Here is a 17,446-nt window from a genome sequence, read left to right on the forward strand (position 1 = left end):
CATGACCTCCTTCGCCTCGTACCAGAACGAGATCTACCTGCAGGGGCTCGGTGGCGCGGTGCCGCCGTTCACCACCGAACCGAACGCGCTGGAGCAGTCCGCGCGCGACAGGCTGGGACCAGGGCCGTTCTGGTACGTGGCGGGAGGCGCCGGCTCGGGTGCCACCGTGCGGGCGAACCGCGACGCGTTCGAGCGCGTGCAGATCGTGCCGCGCATGCTGACCAACGCGACCGAACGGCACCTCGGCGTGACCGTGCTGGGCACCCAGCTGCCGGCGCCGGTGATGCTCGCACCCGTTGGTGTGCAGTCGATCCTGCACCCGGACGGCGAGCTGGCGACGGCGCGGGCGGCGGCCGGGCTCGGGGTGCCGATGGTGTTGTCGACGGCGTCCTCGCACACCATCGAGGAGGTCGCCGAGGCGTCCGGTGACGGGCCGCGCTGGTACCAGCTCTACTGGCCGAACGACCCCGAGCTGTGCGCGTCGCTGCTGGATCGGGCGCGCAAGGCCGGGTACACGGCTCTGGTCGTCACGCTGGACACGTGGACGCTGGCGTGGCGGCCGCACGACCTGGACCAGGCCTACCTGCCGTTCCTGCGCGGGGTGGGCACGGCGATTCCGTTCAGCGACCCGGTTTTCCGCGCCGGCCTGGAGAAGTCGCCCGAGGAGGACCTGCCGATGGCGATCCTGCGATGGGTGCAGCTGTTCACCGGCACCGACAAGTCGTGGGACCAGCTGTCGTTCCTGCGCGAGCACTGGGACGGGCCGATCGTCCTCAAAGGAATCCAGCACCCGGACGACGCGCGCAAGGCCGTGGAGTTCGGAATGGACGGTGTGGTCGTCTCGAACCACGGCGGGCGTCAGGTCGACGGAGCCGTCGGGTCGTTGGACGTGCTGCCGTCGATCGTCGAGGCGGTGGGGGAGCAGGTCGACGTGCTGTTCGACTCCGGGATCCGCACCGGTGCCGACATCGTGAAGGCGCTGGCGCTGGGGGCCAAGGCCGTGATGGTCGGGCGGCCGTTCGCGTACGGGCTGGCGCACGGCGGTCAGGTCGGGGTGCGGCACGTGCTGCGCAGCCTGCTCGCGGACTTCGACCTGACGCTCGGGCTGTCGGGTCACCGCAGCCCGGCCGACCTGGGGCCGGACGCGCTGCGGTTCTCCTGACAGTCACGGCATGGTGGCCGTCATCCTCGTGAGCGTGCCGAAGTCGGCTGGCTGCACCCGCAGCCAGCCGTCGCTCTTGGCCGCGAGGTACCGCCCGCTCGGCGTGTCGATGTAGGTGAGCGGGTTGACGCAGCGCTGCTTGCGGCCGAGGTGGTCGCGCTTGGCCGAGAAGAGCTGGCCGCCGCCGGTGCGCGGCTGGCTCATGATCTCGTTGAGCTGCGCGACCAGCTGGTCGTTCGGCGTGCTCGTCGGCCTGCTCTGCTGCATGAACGAGCCGGTGTCCTCATAGGACGGCTGGCGCTTCTGCTGCAGGGCCTCCTCGGGCAGCGTGATCGGGTTGCCCCTGCCCGCCGGCGTGGGCGGCAGCGCGCCGACCAACGCCTGGGGTGCCTCGTCCGCGCGCACCGGTTCGAGCACGAACTGCTGGTCCGTCGTGAGCGCGATCCGCAGCGCGTCCTGGCCGTTCGACACGACCAGCACACTCTGCTGCGGGCCGTCCTTCAAGCTGAAGAACGCCCAGTACTCCACGCCCGCCTCGACCACGAGCCGCAGCGCGTTCGTCAGGTCCGGGTGGATCTGACCGCCGCGCGCGAGCCCGTACTGCTCGAGCTGCGCCCAGGCCGAGCGCTGCAGCCGTTCGAGCTCGCTCACGTCACCCGACTCGAGGAGGTCCTCGTCGAAGTCGACCTGAGCGAGCAGCGCACGGTGCATCGTCGGGAGGCCCGCGGCCTGCCACGCCTGGTAGAGCGCCGTGACAGGGATGGCGACCCTGCTCCGAAGCACGTTTCCCCCTTATCCGCCGATGACCGGCGGAGCGACCATCGTTCCGTCGCCGAAGATGTCTTCGGTCTCCTGCAGGTAGGACGCGGACTTGTGCTCCTTGTCCTCCTCGCCTTCGCCACGGCCGCCACCGGCGCCCATGCCTCCAGCGCCCATGCCCGCCGCGCCACGGCCACCGGCACCAGCCGCACCGGCGCCGGCGCCGGCAGGCCCGAAGCCACCGGCACCACCACGACCGTCACCGGCGACACCGGCCGCGCCACCGAAGCCGCCGCCCATGCCGCCAGGACCACCCATGCCCTTGGCCGCCGCAGCACCACCGAGGCCACCGCCGGCACCGCCACCGGGTCCACCGAGGCCGCCACCACGACCGCCGCCAGCGCCACCACCGCCGCCACCGGGTCCGCCGAGGCCACGGCCACCGGGACCACCAGGGCCGTTGGGGCCGCCGGGGCGGTTGCGCGGGTTGTTCGGGTCGAGCGGGCCACCGGGCCTGCGCGGGTCGTTCGGGTTGAACACGCCGTCCGGGGGAACGGTCGGGTTGCCGATGTTGGGCGGCGGGCGACGCCCGCCGTCATCGGTGGGCGGAGGGGTGAACCTGGGGTCGTCCACGCCGGCCTTGCCGGTGTCGTCGCCGCCACCGGAGCCCGGCGGCTTCCAGCCGGACAGGTCGGTGCCGTCCTGGCCACCGCCGACACCGCCGTTGCGGTCGCCGCCACCGGGGCCGCCGATGTTTGGCGGCGGCTCGCTCTTCATGCCGATGGTGCCGATGTTCTTGTCGCCACCCGGTTCTTCCTGGACGCTGCCGTCGGTGGCGGTCGGCGCGATGAACGTCGGCTGGTTGTTCATGCTCGCGTTCACGGCACCGGCGTACTGGTTGAACGCCCGGATGTTCTGCTCGCTGACCTGCTGGTTCTTCTCCAGCGCCCGGTCGTAGTCCGTGTCCCACGGGCGCAGGTCGTTCAGGAACGGCTTGTCCGGCACGGTAGGCGGCTTGGACATCGAGTTCTTGGCGTCGGCGTACGCGCTGCCGACGGTGTCGGCCGTCGTGCCTGCCTGGGTCGCCGACTCGCCGGTGACAGTGGCCCAGGTCGCGAGCGGCGAGGTGCCGCCACGCGCCGCGTCACCCGCGGAGCCCTCCCAGGCGGCTCCGGAGTCGCGCACGGCCTTCTCGATCAGCTGAGCTACGTCGCTGTGACCAGTGGAGAGACCGCGCCAGGCCTGCGAGGTGACCGCAGTGCTCTGGCTCGGACCGCTGCCGTTCTCGAACCACTTGTAGATCGTTTCGCCACCCGCGAAGGGCAGCATCACGAAACCAGCGACGTTCGGCTCATCCCCAGCCATCTCGCTACCCCTTCAGGTTTGTGATGATCAGTTGTGCGACCCTCTCGGACTCCGTGCAAGCGGGCTTGCTCGCACGCTCGTCCGCGGCGGTGGCGACCTGCACCGTGACGGAGTCGGTCTTCGAGGCCTGGAGCGAGGTCAGGCAACCGGTCGAGGCGTCGGTCTGACTGGTGGAGATGACCCGCACATCGTCGATCTTCTTGTCAGTGAAGACAGGGTTGCTCTTGACGTTGCTGACCATGTCGTCGAAGTTCTTGTTCGCGGTCACGGAGATCGTGTACCGCGAGTTCTTGATCACGTCCTGGCCCATCCACGTGCACAAAGGCCCCAACTCTCCAGTCCCCGGCGCCGGTGCGCGCACGGAACCGAGCGTTGCGACCTGGCTGGCGGTGAGGATGGTGCAGGGGGCGCTCACGTACTTGGCGATGCTCAGCCCTGCGCCAGATCCGTCGCTGGTCGGCTGGCTGCTCGTCTGATCGGCGCCGGTCGGGGCAGCGGTGGTGGGGTTTCCACCGGTCTGGGTACTGGTGCACCCTGCCAGCGCGCTGAATGCGAACGCGGCGGTGAGCAGGGCGGTCATGCGCTTCAAGGTTTGTCAGCCCTTCATCGCGGACTTGGCCGCTTCGTCGGTCGCCTTGTACTCGGCCAGAGCTTTTTCGATGTTCTTGACGGTCTGCTCCAGCGCCTTCTGGGCTTCCTGGTTCGCCCACTGGTATCCGCCGGGTTCGCCACCTGCAGTCTTGCGCATCGCGAGGGTCGCGTAGCCGCTGTAGGGGTCCGGACCTGGTGCGCCCGACGTCTTGATCTGGTCAGACTGGATCTGCAGCTCCACCAGCTTCTCGATGGCCAGCTTCAGGCCGTCGATCATCTTCTGAGCCTGGTCCGGGTCGACGCTGAACTTCGCGACTCCGCCACCGCCCGCACCGGCGGCTGCTCCAGCCGCAGCGCCCACGGCCGCACCGACACCCTTGCCGATGGACCCGGACGTCTTCACGGGTACGAGTGCGTCGAACATCAGCATCTCAGCCAGCTCCCCTCAGAACTCCACACCCCTGTTGGAGGATTTTCGCATAGGACCGGTTCCCGATGGAGCCGTTCGAATCAGCTGATCAGGTCACATGGCCGATTCGTCCAAGACCCCGCTCCGTGACCGGCATAGGTTCGGCGACATGATCGAGCAAGCGAGGACCTTCCTCTGGACCAACGCCCGCACGCTGGAACAACGCTGGTTCGAGCACGCGTTCGACGGCGGGAAGGCCGAGCACGTGGTCAACGCCGTGCTGGCCTACCGCAACGACGACGGTGGTTACGGGCACGGTCTCGAACCCGACCACCGCGGTCCCACCAGCCAGCCGCTGCACGCCCTGCGCGCGCTCCAGGTGTTCGCCGAGGTCAACGCTCCGGAGCACGCCGAACCGATCCTGGCCTGGCTCACGGACACCTGCCCTGACGGCGCGGTGCCGTTCGGCATGTCCACCTCGAAGAACCATCCGAAGGCACCGTGGATCGCCGCCGACGACCAGGGCGGGCTTCTCCTCACGGCCCAGATCGCCGCCGGCCTCTACGCGCTCAACGCGACCGACCCGTGGCTCGAGAGGGCCACCGACTACTGCTGGCAGGAGATCGAGAAGCTCGAAAAGACCCACCCGTACGAGCTGCGAGCAGCGGCGATGTTCCTGGACGAGGTGCCGGACCGGTCCCGCGCCGAGCTCGCGGCGGCGCGGCTCAAGCACCTCACCCCGAGCACCGAGGGATACGCGGACGGCGAAGCGCTCGAACCGCACACCTACGCGCAGAAGCCGACCAGCCTCGCCCGCGCCTGGTTCACGGAAGAAGAACTCGACAAGGACCTCGACGCACTGGAACGAGGCCAGCAGGAGGACGGCGGCTGGAACTTCGGCTTCCCGGCCTTCACCCCGATCGTCGACTTCGAATGGCGTTCGATCGCCACGGTCGACGCGCTGCTGACCCTGCGCCGCTACGGCCGGATCAGCTGACCCAGCGGCACGCCGGCCAGCGCACGCACTTCGCGGGCCAGGTGCGCCTGGTCCGCGTAGCCGGCTTCAACAGCCACAGCAGCGAACGGCAGACCGCCCCAGGCCAGCCGCAGCGCCGCGTCGAACCGCAGCACCCGCTGCAACACCTTGGGCGGATACCCGAACGCGTCCAGGCATCGCCGCCGCAGCTGACGCGCGCTCAGCCCGATCTCCCAGGCCGCTGAGGCCACGTCGACGGACCGCAGCAACGACGCCGTCGCGGCCACCGCCGGATCCACGGCCACTCGCGATGCGCAGAACGCCACCATCTCGGAGAACGACCCGAGCCGCGCCGAGGGCACCAGTTCCGACAACGGCACGCGCAGATCCCGGACGGCGTGCGCGGGCACGCCGAACACCGACGGGAACGCCCCCGGCGGCAACCGCACCCCGTACAACGTCCCGGGAGCGACGGAGGCGAGCTGGGCCGAAGTGTCCGGACCGGCCACGAACAGCGCGCCGGAAGCAGGCGTCCACATCAGGTCGGTGCAGCCGTCCGGCACCACGCGCTGCACGGTCGGTGCAGACACCGTGCGCGTCCAGAGGCAGGCCAGACCCGCGGGAGCAGGACGTTCGGCGTACACGGACCCATTGTCTCAGCACCACAAGAGGACCGGACCTGTTTCCGGTCGCTGCAAACGTTGTCATTCTTGGTAGGCAAGACAAAACTCCGTCGTCACACCCCCATGCGGAGACGACCGAAGGACAACTCCATGCGAGGCAAGTCCCTGCGCCTAGCCTTGGCCGCAACAGTGGTGCTGACCCTGACCGCAGTGCCCTCGGCGACGGCTGCCCCGCCGACGTTCACCCACCCCGGTGTGCTCGTCAGCAAGGGCCAGCTCGACGTCATGCGCACCCGCGTCAACGCCGGCACCCAACCGCAGAAACGCGCTTACGACGCGATGATGGGCTCCCGGTACGCATCCCTGTCGTACACGCCGCACCCACGCGCGGTGGTCGAGTGCGGTCCGGTGTCCAACCCGAACAACGGCTGCACCGACGAACGCGAAGACGCCATCGCGGCCTACACCCACGCACTGGCCTGGTACGTCACGCGCGACGCCAGGTACGCCAACAAGGCCATCCAGATCATGGACGCTTGGTCGGCCACGATCCGCGACCACACACACGACAACGCCCACCTGCAGACGGCGTGGTCGGCGTCGAGCTGGCCTCGCGCAGCCGAGATCATCAAGCACGTCTACGGGACCTGGCCGAACGCGGGCCGGTTCGGCACGATGCTGCGCAACGTCTACTACAACGAGATCCAGGGCAGCGACCCCCGCACGGGCAACTGGGAGCTCAGCATCGCCGAGGCCGTCGTCGGCATCGGGGTGTTCCTGGACGACAAGGCCATCTACGACCGCGGCGTCAGCCTGTACCGCGCGAGGGTCCCGGCGTTCATCTACCTCACGTCCGACGGCGCGCTGCCGAAAACCGTGCCCAGCAACAACCTCAACACCCGCGAGAAGATCATCGGCTTCTGGCACGACCAGTCCACGTTCGTGAACGGCCTCACCCAGGAGACCTGCCGCGACTTCGTCCACACGGGATACGGCCTGTCCGCGATCTCGCACGTGGCCGAGACGTCCCGCATCCAGGGCGTCGACCTCTACCCCGAGGTGGGCACGCGGCTGCGCGAGGCGCTGGGCTTCCAGGCCACCTACGAGCTGAACGGTCCGCCGTCGTGGCTCTGCGGCGGAGCGGTCGAGCGCGGGCTCGGCCCGATCACCGAGGTCGGCTACAACGCCATGCACAACAGGCTCGGCAACCCGATGCCCAACACCGAGACGTGGACGACCCAGCGCCGCCCGCTCGGCACCAACAACCTGTTCGTGTCGTGGGAGACGCTGACCCACGGCGACAACCTGGGGTAGCGCAAGAGCGATGGCCCGTCGGCAACCGCTGGCGGGCTATCGGCGCCACTTCTCGAACGACTTGATTATCTCGCCGTTCCGGATGAGTCCGAGGCTTTCACTCCACGAGTCCTCCAGTTGTGAGGCCAGCGACTCGATGTGAAGATTTCCGTCCGGCCTGGAAAGCATCGTCCAGGTCGCGGCGGCGGCGATTCCCTGTTCTTCCGCGATGGCCACCACTGTTTTCTCGAACTGCCGGCTGTCTCGCCTGCTCAGGGTCAGCGTTGCCCAGACGCCGACGACGATCATGTCCTTCGCGGTCATCCACACCAGGTGGGTGAGCGGGCCGCTCTTCCAGTCCCGCAGGCCGATGGCCTTGAGGTTGCGGCGCGGGATGGAACCGTTCGGGTGGCGAACCCTGGCGATCTCCGCGGCGAGTTCGCGCAGGGAGTCCTCGTGCAGGAATGAGAGCTGCCGCAACAGGAATTCGCCCGCGTCCGGCAGTTTCCCGGCTATCGCCGGATGGACGGAGATCGCATCGGTGTCGACGGAACGCAGTTCTTCGCGGTTGCCGAAAATACCCACCGGGGCTCCTGGTCGATGCTGGTCTTCTCCGTGATCGTGCCTTGACGGAAGGCATGTCGACGCCCGTCGGCGGGCCGTTACGACCGCGCATCAGGTTGGGCCGAACGGGGAGAGCCGCCCACCCCGGAAACGACAGAAGGTCCGCTCCGTCTGGAGCGGACCTTCTCTCAAGTGGACGATACTGGGATTGAACCAGTGACCCCTACCGTGTCAAGGTAGTGCTCTCCCGCTGAGCTAATCATCCGTGTCGTACGGATGACATCTTAGCGGACGAGCTCACCCCGGCGCCAAAGCAGGGGGTCAGAGGCCGAACTTCACCCAGTTCACGCTCACGTAGGCCGCCGGCTGGCCGCTGGTGAACGTCACGTACACGTCATGCGTCCCGGAGATGTTCGAGATGTTCGCGGGGATGGTTCTCCACGCGTCCCATCCACCGGTGTTGCCGACCGCGAACGACCCGGCAGGTGTCGCCGTGCGCGACCCGAGCCGCACTTCGACCAGGCCGCTCACCCCGCCCCCGGCGCCGGAGGCGACGCGGGCGAGGAACTGGCGGGCCGGTCCGGTGCCGAAGTTCACGCCGGAGAACTTCAGGTAGCCGCCGTTCGCGATCTGATGCACGCCCGAGCCGCCGTCACCGGGCGCCACCGAACCGCCGGACCGCTCGGAAGCGTTCTCCGCCTGCAGTTCGCTGTACGCGGAACCCCCACCGCCGGGGTTCGACGTCGTGGTCGTAGTGGTGGTGGTCGGGGTCGTGCCGCCAGCCGAGTAGACGGCCACGTAGTCCACGACCATCGAGTGCCCGGACTGGGTGGCCGCGACAGGGGTCGGCTGGTTGTTGTTGAGCGCGTTCGGGAACGCGCCGCCCATCGCGAGGTTGAGCAGGATGAAGTGGCCCGCGTGGGACGTCATGGCGTTCCACACGTTGACGCCGACACGTGCCTGCGTCACCTGGTGGAAGGACTGGCCGTCGACGAACCACGTGAATGTCTTGGCGGCGTCGTCCCACTCGAAGCGGTAGGTGTGGAAGGCGGACTGGCAGGACGAGCCGGGGCACGCCCGCGAGTTGCCGATGCCGGTGAACTCGCCGCAGGCACCGCCGGGAGCCACGTCGCAGTGCAGCACGCCCCAGACGGAGTTGATGCCGTTGACGTTCTCCATGATGTCGAACTCGCCGATGCCCGGCCAGTTCCAGTAGTTGCCGCGGTAGGGCGCGCCCAGGGTCCAGAACGCGGGCCAGTAGCCCAGGGCGGCCTCGCCGGTCACGTTCGGCATCTGGATGCGGCCCTCGATGGCGAGCTTGCCGCCCGCGGCCGGTTTGAAGTTGGAGCGCTGGGTCTCGATGCGCGCCGACGTCCAGTTGCCCCCGCCGTCCTTCAGGGCGGTGATGCGCAGGTTGCCGTTGCCGTCGAGCTTGAGGTTGTTGGTGCTGTTCGTGTAGTTCTGGATCTCGCCGGTGCCCCAGTTGGCAGGTCCGCCGGGGTAGCCGTGGCCGGTGTCGATGATCCAGTTGGAGCTCGACGGCAGCGATCCGTTGGAACCGTTGAAGTCGTCACCCCACACCTGCGTCCATCCCGCTGCAGGGGGTGGGATCGAGGCGTTGGCGGACATGGCGGCGATCGCCAGGGGTACCGCGGCAATAAGAGCTGTCGTGGCCGCGAGGATGCGGCGGCGTTGCCTCATGCGCGAGTGACCTCCTTGTCACGGGTGCAGTCCACTTATGAGAGCGCTCTCACGGTGTAAGAACAAGCGCCCGTTCGGACTAACACCCCAAATCGCAGCTGGTCGCCGAGCGTCTCGTTTGGACTTACTTCGCGTCCGCGTAGCAGGTCACGGGTACCGCGTTCATCGGGAAACGCACCGCTGTCTCGCCGAACAGAAGTCGTGTCGCTTCTCGTCCGGCCTCGGCGATCGCCTCTACGACGGCGTCGGCTTCGGCGATCGGGCAGTGCACGAGCACCTCGTCGTGCTGGAAGAACACCAGGTGCGCGTCGGCGGGCAGCCGGGTCCGCAGCACGCCCAGCAACGCCGCCGTCCAGTCCGCCGCGCTGCCCTGCACCACGAAGTTCCTGGTGAACCGGCCCCAGTTGCGCGCAGCCTGCCGTGACGAGCTCGACGACTCGCCGGATTCGTCGGCGCCTCCGGTCAGCTCCTGCCACGCCGCGGAGGGCGTCGGTGACGTGCGGCCCAGGCGCGTGCGCACCATCCGGCCCTGCTCGCCGGCCCTCGCGGCGTCCTCCACGTACCCGACGGCGATCGGGAACCTCTTGCGCAGCACGGCGAGCAGCGGACCGGCCTCGCCGGAGGTGCCGCCGTACATCGCCGACAGCATCGCGATCTTCGCGCGCGGCCGCTCGCCCTTGAACGAGTCCGCCGCCAGCGCCGCGTACAGGTCGTCGTCCCCGCAGACCTCGGTCAGCCGCGGATCCCCTGACAGGGCAGCGAGAATCCGCGGTTCGAGCTGCGAGGCGTCCGCCGCGACGAGGCACCAGCCGTCGTCCGCGATCACCGCTTGCCGCATCAGTCGCGGGATCTGCAACGCGGCCCCGCCTCGCGACGCCCAACGGCCGGTGACGACGCCACCGACGACGTAGTCAGGCCGGAACCGCCCATCCGAAACCCAGGTGTCGAGCCACGACCAGCCGTGCGCCACCCACAGCCGTGCGCGCTCCTTGTAGTCCAGCAACGGTTTCACCGCGGGGTGGTCGACCTTCTTCAACACCCACCGCCGTGCGGACGGCACCTCGACGCCGGCCCGTGCGAACGCCCGAACGATGCTGGCCGGCGCGTCCGGGTTCATCTCCCGCCCGCCGAACGCCTCCTGGATCTGGTCCGCGAGGTCCTGCAACAACTTCGGCCGCTGACCCGGTGCCGGCCGCGGCCCGAGGACCTCCTCCAGCAACCTGTTGTGCACGTCCTCCCGCCACGGCAACCCGTGGAAAGTCATCTCCGCTGCCACCAGTGCCGAGGCGGACTCTGCCGCGATCAGCAACCCCAACGCCGGATTCCGTTGCTGCGAACGGAAAACCAGCGACAACGCGGCCAGCTCGTCCGTGTCGCCCGGCAGCGTCACCGGCTCCGGCCCGAACAACGTCAGCGCGTCGTCCTTCTTCGGCGGCCCCACGTCGGCGGGAGCGGGCAGCCCGAGCACGCGGGCCAGCGCCGCCGGCAGCTCGCGGGGCTCCCGATGCCTGCCCTCGACGCCCAGCAGCAACGCCTCGGTCAGGTGCAGGTCCCAGCACCGGTCGACCCGCACCCCGGCCGCGAGCAGCACGGGGTAGATCTCGGACGTGTCCGCCCACACCCAGCGCGGCCGATGGGCGCGCTCCAGCGACGCGACGGCCGAGGGCAGCGACGAAGCTGTCATCACGGGACCAGAAGGCGTCCCGTCGTCGTGCAGCTTCTGCCACCGCCCGGCACCGTCGGCGTCGACAACCAGAGCGACCAGCACACCAGGGATTCTGCCCGCAGGGTCTGACAATTTCAGTCCAGGCTGAACCAAGGGGCTGGAAACGTTTGCAGAAAACCACAGGTCATCCCCTAGTGGAAGCGCTGCCACAGTGCCGAACCAAGGAACGCTCACCTTGGGAGAGCTCTCATGACCAACGGCAACGCGGCCACCGGCCTGCGCGACCTCAACGCCGGCATCCCCGACGCGGCCCAGATCAAGGGCGCTGTCTCGACGGTCTACGACGACGTGGCGTCGTGGTCGAGGACCGGCGACTTCTGGAACTGGGGCATGCACTGTCCGGAACTGCTCAGCGAGCTCAACGCCCTGCGCCCGAACTTCAACGCGGGCGTGAGCGACGGGTTTTCCGAGCAGCTCTACTTCCAGACCCTGCGCGGGCTGCCCTACACGACGAACGACTTCAGGACCCTCAAGGTCCTCGAGGTCGGCTGCGGCATGGGCGAGGGCCTCAACTTCCTCACCCGCCTGATCGACCCGGCCAAGGCCGTCGGCCTGGACATCTCCGGCGCGGCCATCCGCAGGGCCAACGCCATCCTGGCCAGGGGTGACCGGCTCACCTACGTCGAGGGCGACGCGGAGAACCTGCCGTTCGAGGACGGCGAGTTCGACCTCGTCATCAACGTCGAGAGCTCGCACAACTACCCCGACGTCGCGAAGTTCTTCCGCGAGGTGGCCCGCGTGCTGCGGCCCGGCGGCCACTTCTCGATCATCGACGTCTTCGACCCCCGCTCCAACCAGCGGTTCCGGGACACCCTGCAGCAGGACATCACCGAGTTCGACTGGATCGCCGAGCGCGACGTCACGGAGAACGTGAAGAGCGCGATCCGTCAGCGCATGGCTCCCGGCAGCTTCTTCCGCAAGGAGTACGCCCGCAAGCAGATGCCGCTGCGGGCCCGGATCATCGGCGGCTTCGGCGGCGCGCACTACGCGGGCGCGGACTTCATCGGCCACAAGGACGCGCTGTCAAAGGTCCTGGAGCTCGCCCGCATCCGCACCAAGTTCGTCGGCGAGTACGAGAGCTACCGTCACCACCTGGCCGTTCGCGGGTAGCTGTTGGACCTTCTCCAAGCCAGTAGGCATTGGGGTGAAGGAAAAACGGGAAAAGACCACGATGGTGTGGTCTTCCTACCCCTCGCCTGGTCACCGGCCGACTATGAAGCCGTGGACCGAGCACTCAGCGTCGCCGCATTGCTGGATCCCACCCACCAGGTGGTCCCCTTTCACGGCAGAGAATCCGAACTGCGCACACTCACGCTGTGGCGCGACAGCCCCGTGCCACAAGCGTCTCTGCTGCTGCACGCCCCGGCGGGCGCGGGCAAGACCAGGCTGCTCCAGCACTTCCGGGAGGAGCACTGGGACGACGACGCGCACGGCAGGCTGCTGGTGATCGACGACGCCGACCGCCTCCGGTGGCAGGACGTGTTCCTGCTGCTGCAGGACACGCTCCGGCACGGGCCGGCGCGCACGCGGGTGCTGCTGGCGGCGAGGACCACGGGCTGGTGGTGGTCCTCCACCCGCCAGCGCATCGCGGACTTCGACCACGAGGTCACCGACCTCGAACTGGCCGCGACCCTCGAAGACCGGACCGAGTCGTTCACGCTCGCCTGCCAGCACTTCGCCAAGCAGCTCACCGTCACCGCACCGGACGAGCCGCCGCCCAACATCGCCCAGGAGACGGTCCTCGACCTGCACATGGCGGCGCTGACGGTGGTGCACGGCGACCCGTGCGACGTGAACCGCACCCAGCTCGTCCGCCAGCTCCTCCAGCACGACGACGGCCGCGGGACCGGCCGCATCGCCGAGGACTACCTCGCGGTCGCCACCCCGGCCACCCCGGACCCCGACCTGCTGGCCCGCGCCGCCGAACGGTGGCCGAACCTGCGGCCCGCACTCGACGAGCTGATCACCGGCACCCCCGAGATCGTCCCCGGCCTGGCCCGCGACAGCCTCCGCATCGCCGCCGAGATCGGGTCCTTCGCGACCCTGGAGACCATCGCCCGCCAGGTGTTCCGCGACGAGCGGTTCGCCACCGACGCGATCCCGTCGATCGTCACCCGCCGGCTGGTCGACCGCGCGGACGACGTCCTCGAACGCGCCGAGACGTACGGGATGCTCAGCGCCCGCACGATGCTGTGCGGCCTGCGGCAGGAGTCCGTCGAGGCCTCCCAGGCCGAGGTCGAGTGCTACCGCGAGCTCGCCCGGCAGGACCCGGAGAACCGGCCGTTGCTCGCGGACGCGTTGGGAGACCTCGGGCTCCGGCTCATCAACGCCCAGCGCGGCGACGAGGTGCTGGAAGTCTCCGAGGAGGCGATCGACCTCTGGCGCGAGATCGCCGAGGCCGATCAGGAGAGCATCCCCCAACTCGCGTCCGCCCTGGAGCAGATCAGCTACCGCTACCAGGCGCTCGGCCGTGACGAGGACGCGATGACGGCGATCAGCCGCGCGACCCTGCTCTTCCAGGAACTGGCGAAGAACCACCCGGCGCTCTTCCGCGCCGACTTCGCCAGAGTCGCCGCCGCGATGGCCCGCCGCTTCCACGTCGAGGGCAACAAGCAGCACGCCGCCGACTCGATGCAGCTCTCCATCGCGAACTGGCGGGTGCTCGCCCAGGAGGACCCGCGCTTCGAACCGGACCTCGCCCGCAACCTCGTCGCGGCGGGCGCCATGCTCACCGACCTGGGCAGGGCCGGAGCGGCCGGCGAGACGCTGCGGGAGGCCGTCGATCTCTTCCGCCGCCTCGCGATGGTCAACCCCGCCACGTTCGGCACGGAGCTCGCCGAGGCGCTGACCCACCGCAGCCAGGCGTTGCGAGAGCTGGCCGACGACGTCGAGGCCGCACTCACCGCGCGCGAGGCCGTGATGCTCTGGCGCGACACGGGCGACCGCAAGGGCCTGGGCGCCGCCCTGCTCAACGTCGCCAGGGTCGTGGGCGATGTCGACGCGGCGAAGGAAGCCGTTGAGGTGTACCGGGATCTGGCGGCGGAGGACCTCGTCCGGAACCAGGCCGGGCTGGTGATCGCCCTCGCGACGCTGGTCGAGCAGCAGCTCCTGCACGACCTGGACGACCTGGCGCTGCAGACCGCGGACGAGTGCCTCGACCTCTGCCACCGGCTGCCGTCGCAGCTCGTCGAGTTCTTCGGCGCGACCTTGGCGCCACCGCTGCAGAACACGGCCCGTGCACTGTCCGAATCGGACCACCACGTCCGCGCCCTGCGGATGTCGGAGTTCGCGGTCGGCGTCTGCCGTGCGCTGAAGACGAGGACACCGCCCACGGTCTACCTCTCGGCCGTCCAGCAGCACGTGTGCAGACTCCGTGGCGCGGAACGGAAAGAGGAGGCGCGCAACACCGCGCACACGGCGTTGGTGTTGTGGCACATGGCAGGGCTCGACCTCGACCGCCACGTCGGGTACGCGGACGCGTTGACGATCTACGGCAGGCTCTGCGCCGAGACGAGGTTCGAGGTCCTCAAAGCACTGCGGCTCACCCACCGCGCGGCTGAGATCTTCCGCGAGGCAGGTGAGCCGGTGAAGCTGGGGTTCGCGCTGGAGACAGCGGCAGAGCTCAGCTCTTCGTGAGCAGCGAGCGCGCGAAGAACGCCACGTTGGCCGGACGCTCCGCGAGGCGGCGCATGAAGTAGCCGTACCACTCGTCGCCGTACGGCAGGTACACGCGCATGCGGTTGCCCTCGCCGGCGATGCGCTGCTGCTCCTCGGGCCGGATGCCGTACAGCATCTGGAACTCGTAGGTGTCCTTCGAGCGCGCGGACGCCAGGTCGGCGGCGATCGCGATCAGGCGCGGGTCGTGCGAGGCCACCATCGGGTAGCCGTCACCCTCCATCAGCACCTTCAGGCATCGCACGTACGACAGGTCGACGTCGTGCTTGTCCTGGTACGCAACGGAAGCGGGCTCCTGGTAGGCGCCCTTGCACAGCCGCACGCGCGAACCGGCGTACGCGAGGTCGCGGCAGTCCTGCTCGGTGCGCTTGAGGTAGGCCTGCAGCACCGCGCCGACCCACGGGAAGTCCACCCGCAGCTCACGCAGGATGCCCAGCGTGGAGTCCGTGGTGGTGTGGTCCTCCATGTCCAGCGTCACGGTCGTGCCGACGACGGCGGCGGCCGTGCAGATGCGGCGGGCGTTCTCCAGCGCGATCTTCTCGCCGTCCACGGCCAGCGACTGACCGACGGCGGACAGCTTGACCGACACCTCGGCGCCCTCGGTGAGCCCGGACGACTCCAGCCGCGACAGCAGCGTCAGGTAGGCCTCGACGGTGGCGTTGGCCTGCGACTCCTCGAAGGTGTCCTCACCGAGGTGGTCCAGCGTCACCAGACGGCCGTCGCCGAGCACCTCGGCGGTCGCGCGGATCGCCGAGTCGACGTCGTCACCGGCGATGAACCGCTCGACGACGGGCCGGGTCAGCGGCGTCGACTCGACGAGCTTGCGGGCGCTCGCGTTGCGGGCCGCGAAAAGGAGGCTGGAGCGCAACATGGTTCACGTCCTCAGGGTGTGAAAGGTGAGGGGAACGTCCAGACACTTGTGGCGCATGGACGTTCCCCTCACTCAGAAGGGCCGGATCTAGCCCTGGTGCGGGTGGAGGTGGGAGGTGGGCGCCACGAAGGTCTCCTTGATGGAGCGCGGGCTGACCCAGCGGAGCAGGTTGTGGACCGACCCCGCCTTGTCGTTCGTGCCGGACGCGCGGCCGCCGCCGAACGGCTGCTGGCCCACGACGGCACCGGTGGGCTTGTCGTTGACGTAGAAGTTGCCGGCGGCGAACCGCAGCTCTTCCTGCGCGTGCGCCACGGCCGTGCGGTCGCGGGAGATGATCGAACCCGTCAGACCGTAGGGCGCCGCGCTCTCCATCTGCTTGAGCACGCTCAGGTAGTCGGCGTCCTCGAACACGTGGATCGCGAGCACCGGGCCGAAGAACTCGGTGGTGAACACGGAGTTCGTGGGGTCGGAACCGAGCAGCACGGTCGGCCGCACGAAGAAGCCGTCGCTGTCGTCCGCGGTGCCACCGGCGGCGATCTCCAGCGTGGAGTCGGCGCGAGCGGCCTGCAGCACACCCGAGAGCTTGTCGAACGAGCGGCGGTCGATCACCGCGCCGCCGAAGTTCGAGAAGTCGGTGACGTCGCCGTAGGTCAGCGCCTCGACCTCGGACAGGAACTGGTCCTTGATCTTGTTCCACACCGAGCGCGGCACGTAGGCGCGCGACGCGGCGGAGCACTTCTGGCCCTGGTACTCGAAAGCACCGCGGATCAGGGCGACGCGCAGCACGTCGGGGTCGGCCGACGGGTGCGCCAGGACGAAGTCCTTGCCGCCGGTCTCGCCGACGATGCGCGGGTACGAGCGGTAGTTCGCGATGTTCGCGCCGACCTGCGCCCACAGCTTCTGGAACGTCGGCGTGGAGCCGGTGAAGTGGATGCCCGCGAGGTCGGGGGAGTTGAGCGCCACCTCGGACACCGCGAGGCCGTCACCGGGCAGCAGGTTGATGACGCCGGGCGGCATGCCGGCCTCTTCGAGCAGGCGCATGGTGAGGTGCGCGGCGAACGACTGCGTCGGCGACGGCTTCCACAGCACCACGTTGCCCATCAGGGCGGGCGCGGTCGGCAGGTTGCCGGCGATCGCGGTGAAGTTGAACGGCGTGATCGCGTAGACGAAACCCTCGAGCGGGCGGTGGTCGGTGCGGTTCCACACGCCGGGGGAGGAGATCGGCTGCTCGGCCAGCAGGGTGCGGGCGAACTGCACGTTGAAGCGCCAGAAGTCGATCAGCTCGCAGGCCGCGTCGATCTCCGCCTGGATCGCGGTCTTCGACTGGCCGAGCATCGTGGCGGCGTTCAGCGTCTGCCGCCACGGACCGGCGAGCAGGTCGGCGGCACGCAGGATGATCGCCGCGCGGTCGTCGAACGACATCGCGCGCCACGCCGGGGCCGCCTCGCGGGCCGCGCGCAGGGCGTCGGTCGTGTCCTGCTGCGTCGCACCGGCCAGCGTGCCGAGGACCGAGCGGTGGTTGTGCGGCTGGACGACGTCGACGCGCTCACCGCCACCCATGCGCTGCTCGCCACCGATGGTCAGCGTCAGCTCGAGCGGCTCCTTCTGCAGCTCGACCAGCTTGGCCTGCAGCTCAGCGCGCTCCGGGGTGCCGGGGGCGTACTGCAGGACCGGCTCGTTGACCGGGGCGGGAACCTGGGTGACCGCGTCCACTCGCAACACTCCTTATGG

15 protein-coding genes and 1 tRNA gene are annotated in these 17,446 nt (G+C 69.1%); 5 read left to right on the forward strand and 11 right to left on the reverse strand.

Annotated elements, in window-relative coordinates:
• The first annotated feature begins 1 nt into the window (after position 1).
• A complete protein-coding gene (locus tag ACSHWB_RS22010) occupies positions 2-1,162 on the forward strand; it encodes a lactate 2-monooxygenase (protein WP_439663880.1) in 1,161 nt (386 codons plus the stop codon).
• 3 nt (positions 1,163-1,165) lie between these two features.
• Here the strand turns inward: ACSHWB_RS22010 and ACSHWB_RS22015 are convergent, their stop codons facing one another.
• Genes ACSHWB_RS22015 through ACSHWB_RS22030 form a run of 4 tightly spaced genes read right to left on the reverse strand, consistent with a single transcriptional unit; the run spans position 1,166 to position 4,307 of the window.
• Positions 1,166-1,945, reverse strand: a complete 780-nt coding sequence (locus ACSHWB_RS22015; RefSeq protein ID WP_439663881.1) for an ESX secretion-associated protein EspG — start codon at positions 1,943-1,945, stop codon at positions 1,166-1,168.
• Between the two features lie 9 nt (positions 1,946-1,954).
• A complete protein-coding gene (locus tag ACSHWB_RS22020) occupies positions 1,955-3,286 on the reverse strand; it encodes a PPE domain-containing protein (RefSeq protein WP_439663882.1) in 1,332 nt (443 codons plus the stop codon).
• A gap of 4 nt (positions 3,287-3,290) precedes the next feature.
• Positions 3,291-3,866 (reverse strand): DUF3558 domain-containing protein, encoded by a 576-nt coding sequence (locus tag ACSHWB_RS22025; protein ID WP_439663883.1) that lies wholly within the window; start codon positions 3,864-3,866, stop codon positions 3,291-3,293.
• A gap of 15 nt (positions 3,867-3,881) precedes the next feature.
• A complete protein-coding gene (locus tag ACSHWB_RS22030) occupies positions 3,882-4,307 on the reverse strand; it encodes a hypothetical protein (protein ID WP_439663884.1) in 426 nt (141 codons plus the stop codon).
• Between the two features lie 148 nt (positions 4,308-4,455).
• Here ACSHWB_RS22030 and ACSHWB_RS22035 point away from each other — a divergent pair, with 148 nt between their 5' ends.
• On the forward strand, positions 4,456-5,283 hold the full coding sequence (locus ACSHWB_RS22035; RefSeq protein WP_439663885.1) for a hypothetical protein: 828 nt from the start codon (positions 4,456-4,458) through the stop codon (positions 5,281-5,283).
• On the opposite strand, the gene ACSHWB_RS22040 is transcribed toward ACSHWB_RS22035, so the two are convergent.
• Positions 5,265-5,906 (reverse strand): helix-turn-helix domain-containing protein, encoded by a 642-nt coding sequence (locus ACSHWB_RS22040; protein WP_439663886.1) that lies wholly within the window; start codon positions 5,904-5,906, stop codon positions 5,265-5,267. The genes ACSHWB_RS22035 and ACSHWB_RS22040 overlap by 19 nt on opposite strands.
• 129 nt (positions 5,907-6,035) lie before the next feature.
• Between ACSHWB_RS22040 and ACSHWB_RS22045 the strand changes: the two genes are divergently transcribed.
• The gene (locus tag ACSHWB_RS22045) at positions 6,036-7,199 is read left to right on the forward strand and encodes an alginate lyase family protein (protein WP_439663887.1); all 1,164 of its coding nucleotides are present in this window, start codon (positions 6,036-6,038) and stop codon (positions 7,197-7,199) included.
• Positions 7,200-7,235: 36 nt separating this feature from the next.
• Here ACSHWB_RS22045 and ACSHWB_RS22050 read toward each other — a convergent pair whose 3' ends face one another.
• The 4 genes from ACSHWB_RS22050 to ACSHWB_RS22065 form a co-directional block, all read right to left on the reverse strand.
• The gene (locus ACSHWB_RS22050; RefSeq protein ID WP_439663888.1) at positions 7,236-7,763 is read right to left on the reverse strand and encodes a hypothetical protein; all 528 of its coding nucleotides are present in this window, start codon (positions 7,761-7,763) and stop codon (positions 7,236-7,238) included.
• A gap of 172 nt (positions 7,764-7,935) precedes the next feature.
• Positions 7,936-8,007: transfer RNA gene (locus tag ACSHWB_RS22055), tRNA-Val, on the reverse strand.
• A gap of 56 nt (positions 8,008-8,063) precedes the next feature.
• Positions 8,064-9,443 (reverse strand): carbohydrate-binding protein, encoded by a 1,380-nt coding sequence (locus ACSHWB_RS22060; RefSeq protein WP_439663889.1) that lies wholly within the window; start codon positions 9,441-9,443, stop codon positions 8,064-8,066.
• A gap of 124 nt (positions 9,444-9,567) precedes the next feature.
• Positions 9,568-11,211 (reverse strand): bifunctional 3'-5' exonuclease/DNA polymerase, encoded by a 1,644-nt coding sequence (locus ACSHWB_RS22065; protein ID WP_439663890.1) that lies wholly within the window; start codon positions 11,209-11,211, stop codon positions 9,568-9,570.
• 147 nt (positions 11,212-11,358) lie between these two features.
• Between ACSHWB_RS22065 and ACSHWB_RS22070 the strand changes: the two genes are divergently transcribed.
• Together ACSHWB_RS22070 and ACSHWB_RS22075 are read left to right on the forward strand one after the other, a co-directional pair.
• A complete protein-coding gene (locus ACSHWB_RS22070) occupies positions 11,359-12,279 on the forward strand; it encodes a class I SAM-dependent methyltransferase (protein ID WP_439663891.1) in 921 nt (306 codons plus the stop codon).
• Positions 12,280-12,390: 111 nt separating this feature from the next.
• Positions 12,391-14,805, forward strand: a complete 2,415-nt coding sequence (locus ACSHWB_RS22075) for a hypothetical protein (protein ID WP_439663892.1) — start codon at positions 12,391-12,393, stop codon at positions 14,803-14,805.
• Here ACSHWB_RS22075 and ACSHWB_RS22080 read toward each other — a convergent pair.
• Both ACSHWB_RS22080 and pruA read right to left on the reverse strand, forming a co-directional pair.
• The gene (locus tag ACSHWB_RS22080) at positions 14,792-15,715 is read right to left on the reverse strand and encodes a proline dehydrogenase family protein (protein ID WP_439663893.1); all 924 of its coding nucleotides are present in this window, start codon (positions 15,713-15,715) and stop codon (positions 14,792-14,794) included. The two genes, ACSHWB_RS22075 and ACSHWB_RS22080, sit on opposite strands and share 14 nt — an antisense overlap.
• An 87-nt stretch (positions 15,716-15,802) precedes the next feature.
• Positions 15,803-17,428 (reverse strand): L-glutamate gamma-semialdehyde dehydrogenase, encoded by a 1,626-nt coding sequence (pruA, locus tag ACSHWB_RS22085; protein WP_439663894.1) that lies wholly within the window; start codon positions 17,426-17,428, stop codon positions 15,803-15,805.
• Between the last annotated feature and the right edge of the window lie 18 nt (positions 17,429-17,446).

The organism is Lentzea sp. HUAS TT2, assembly GCF_051853195.1.
Lineage (GTDB): Bacteria > Actinomycetota > Actinomycetes > Mycobacteriales > Pseudonocardiaceae > Lentzea.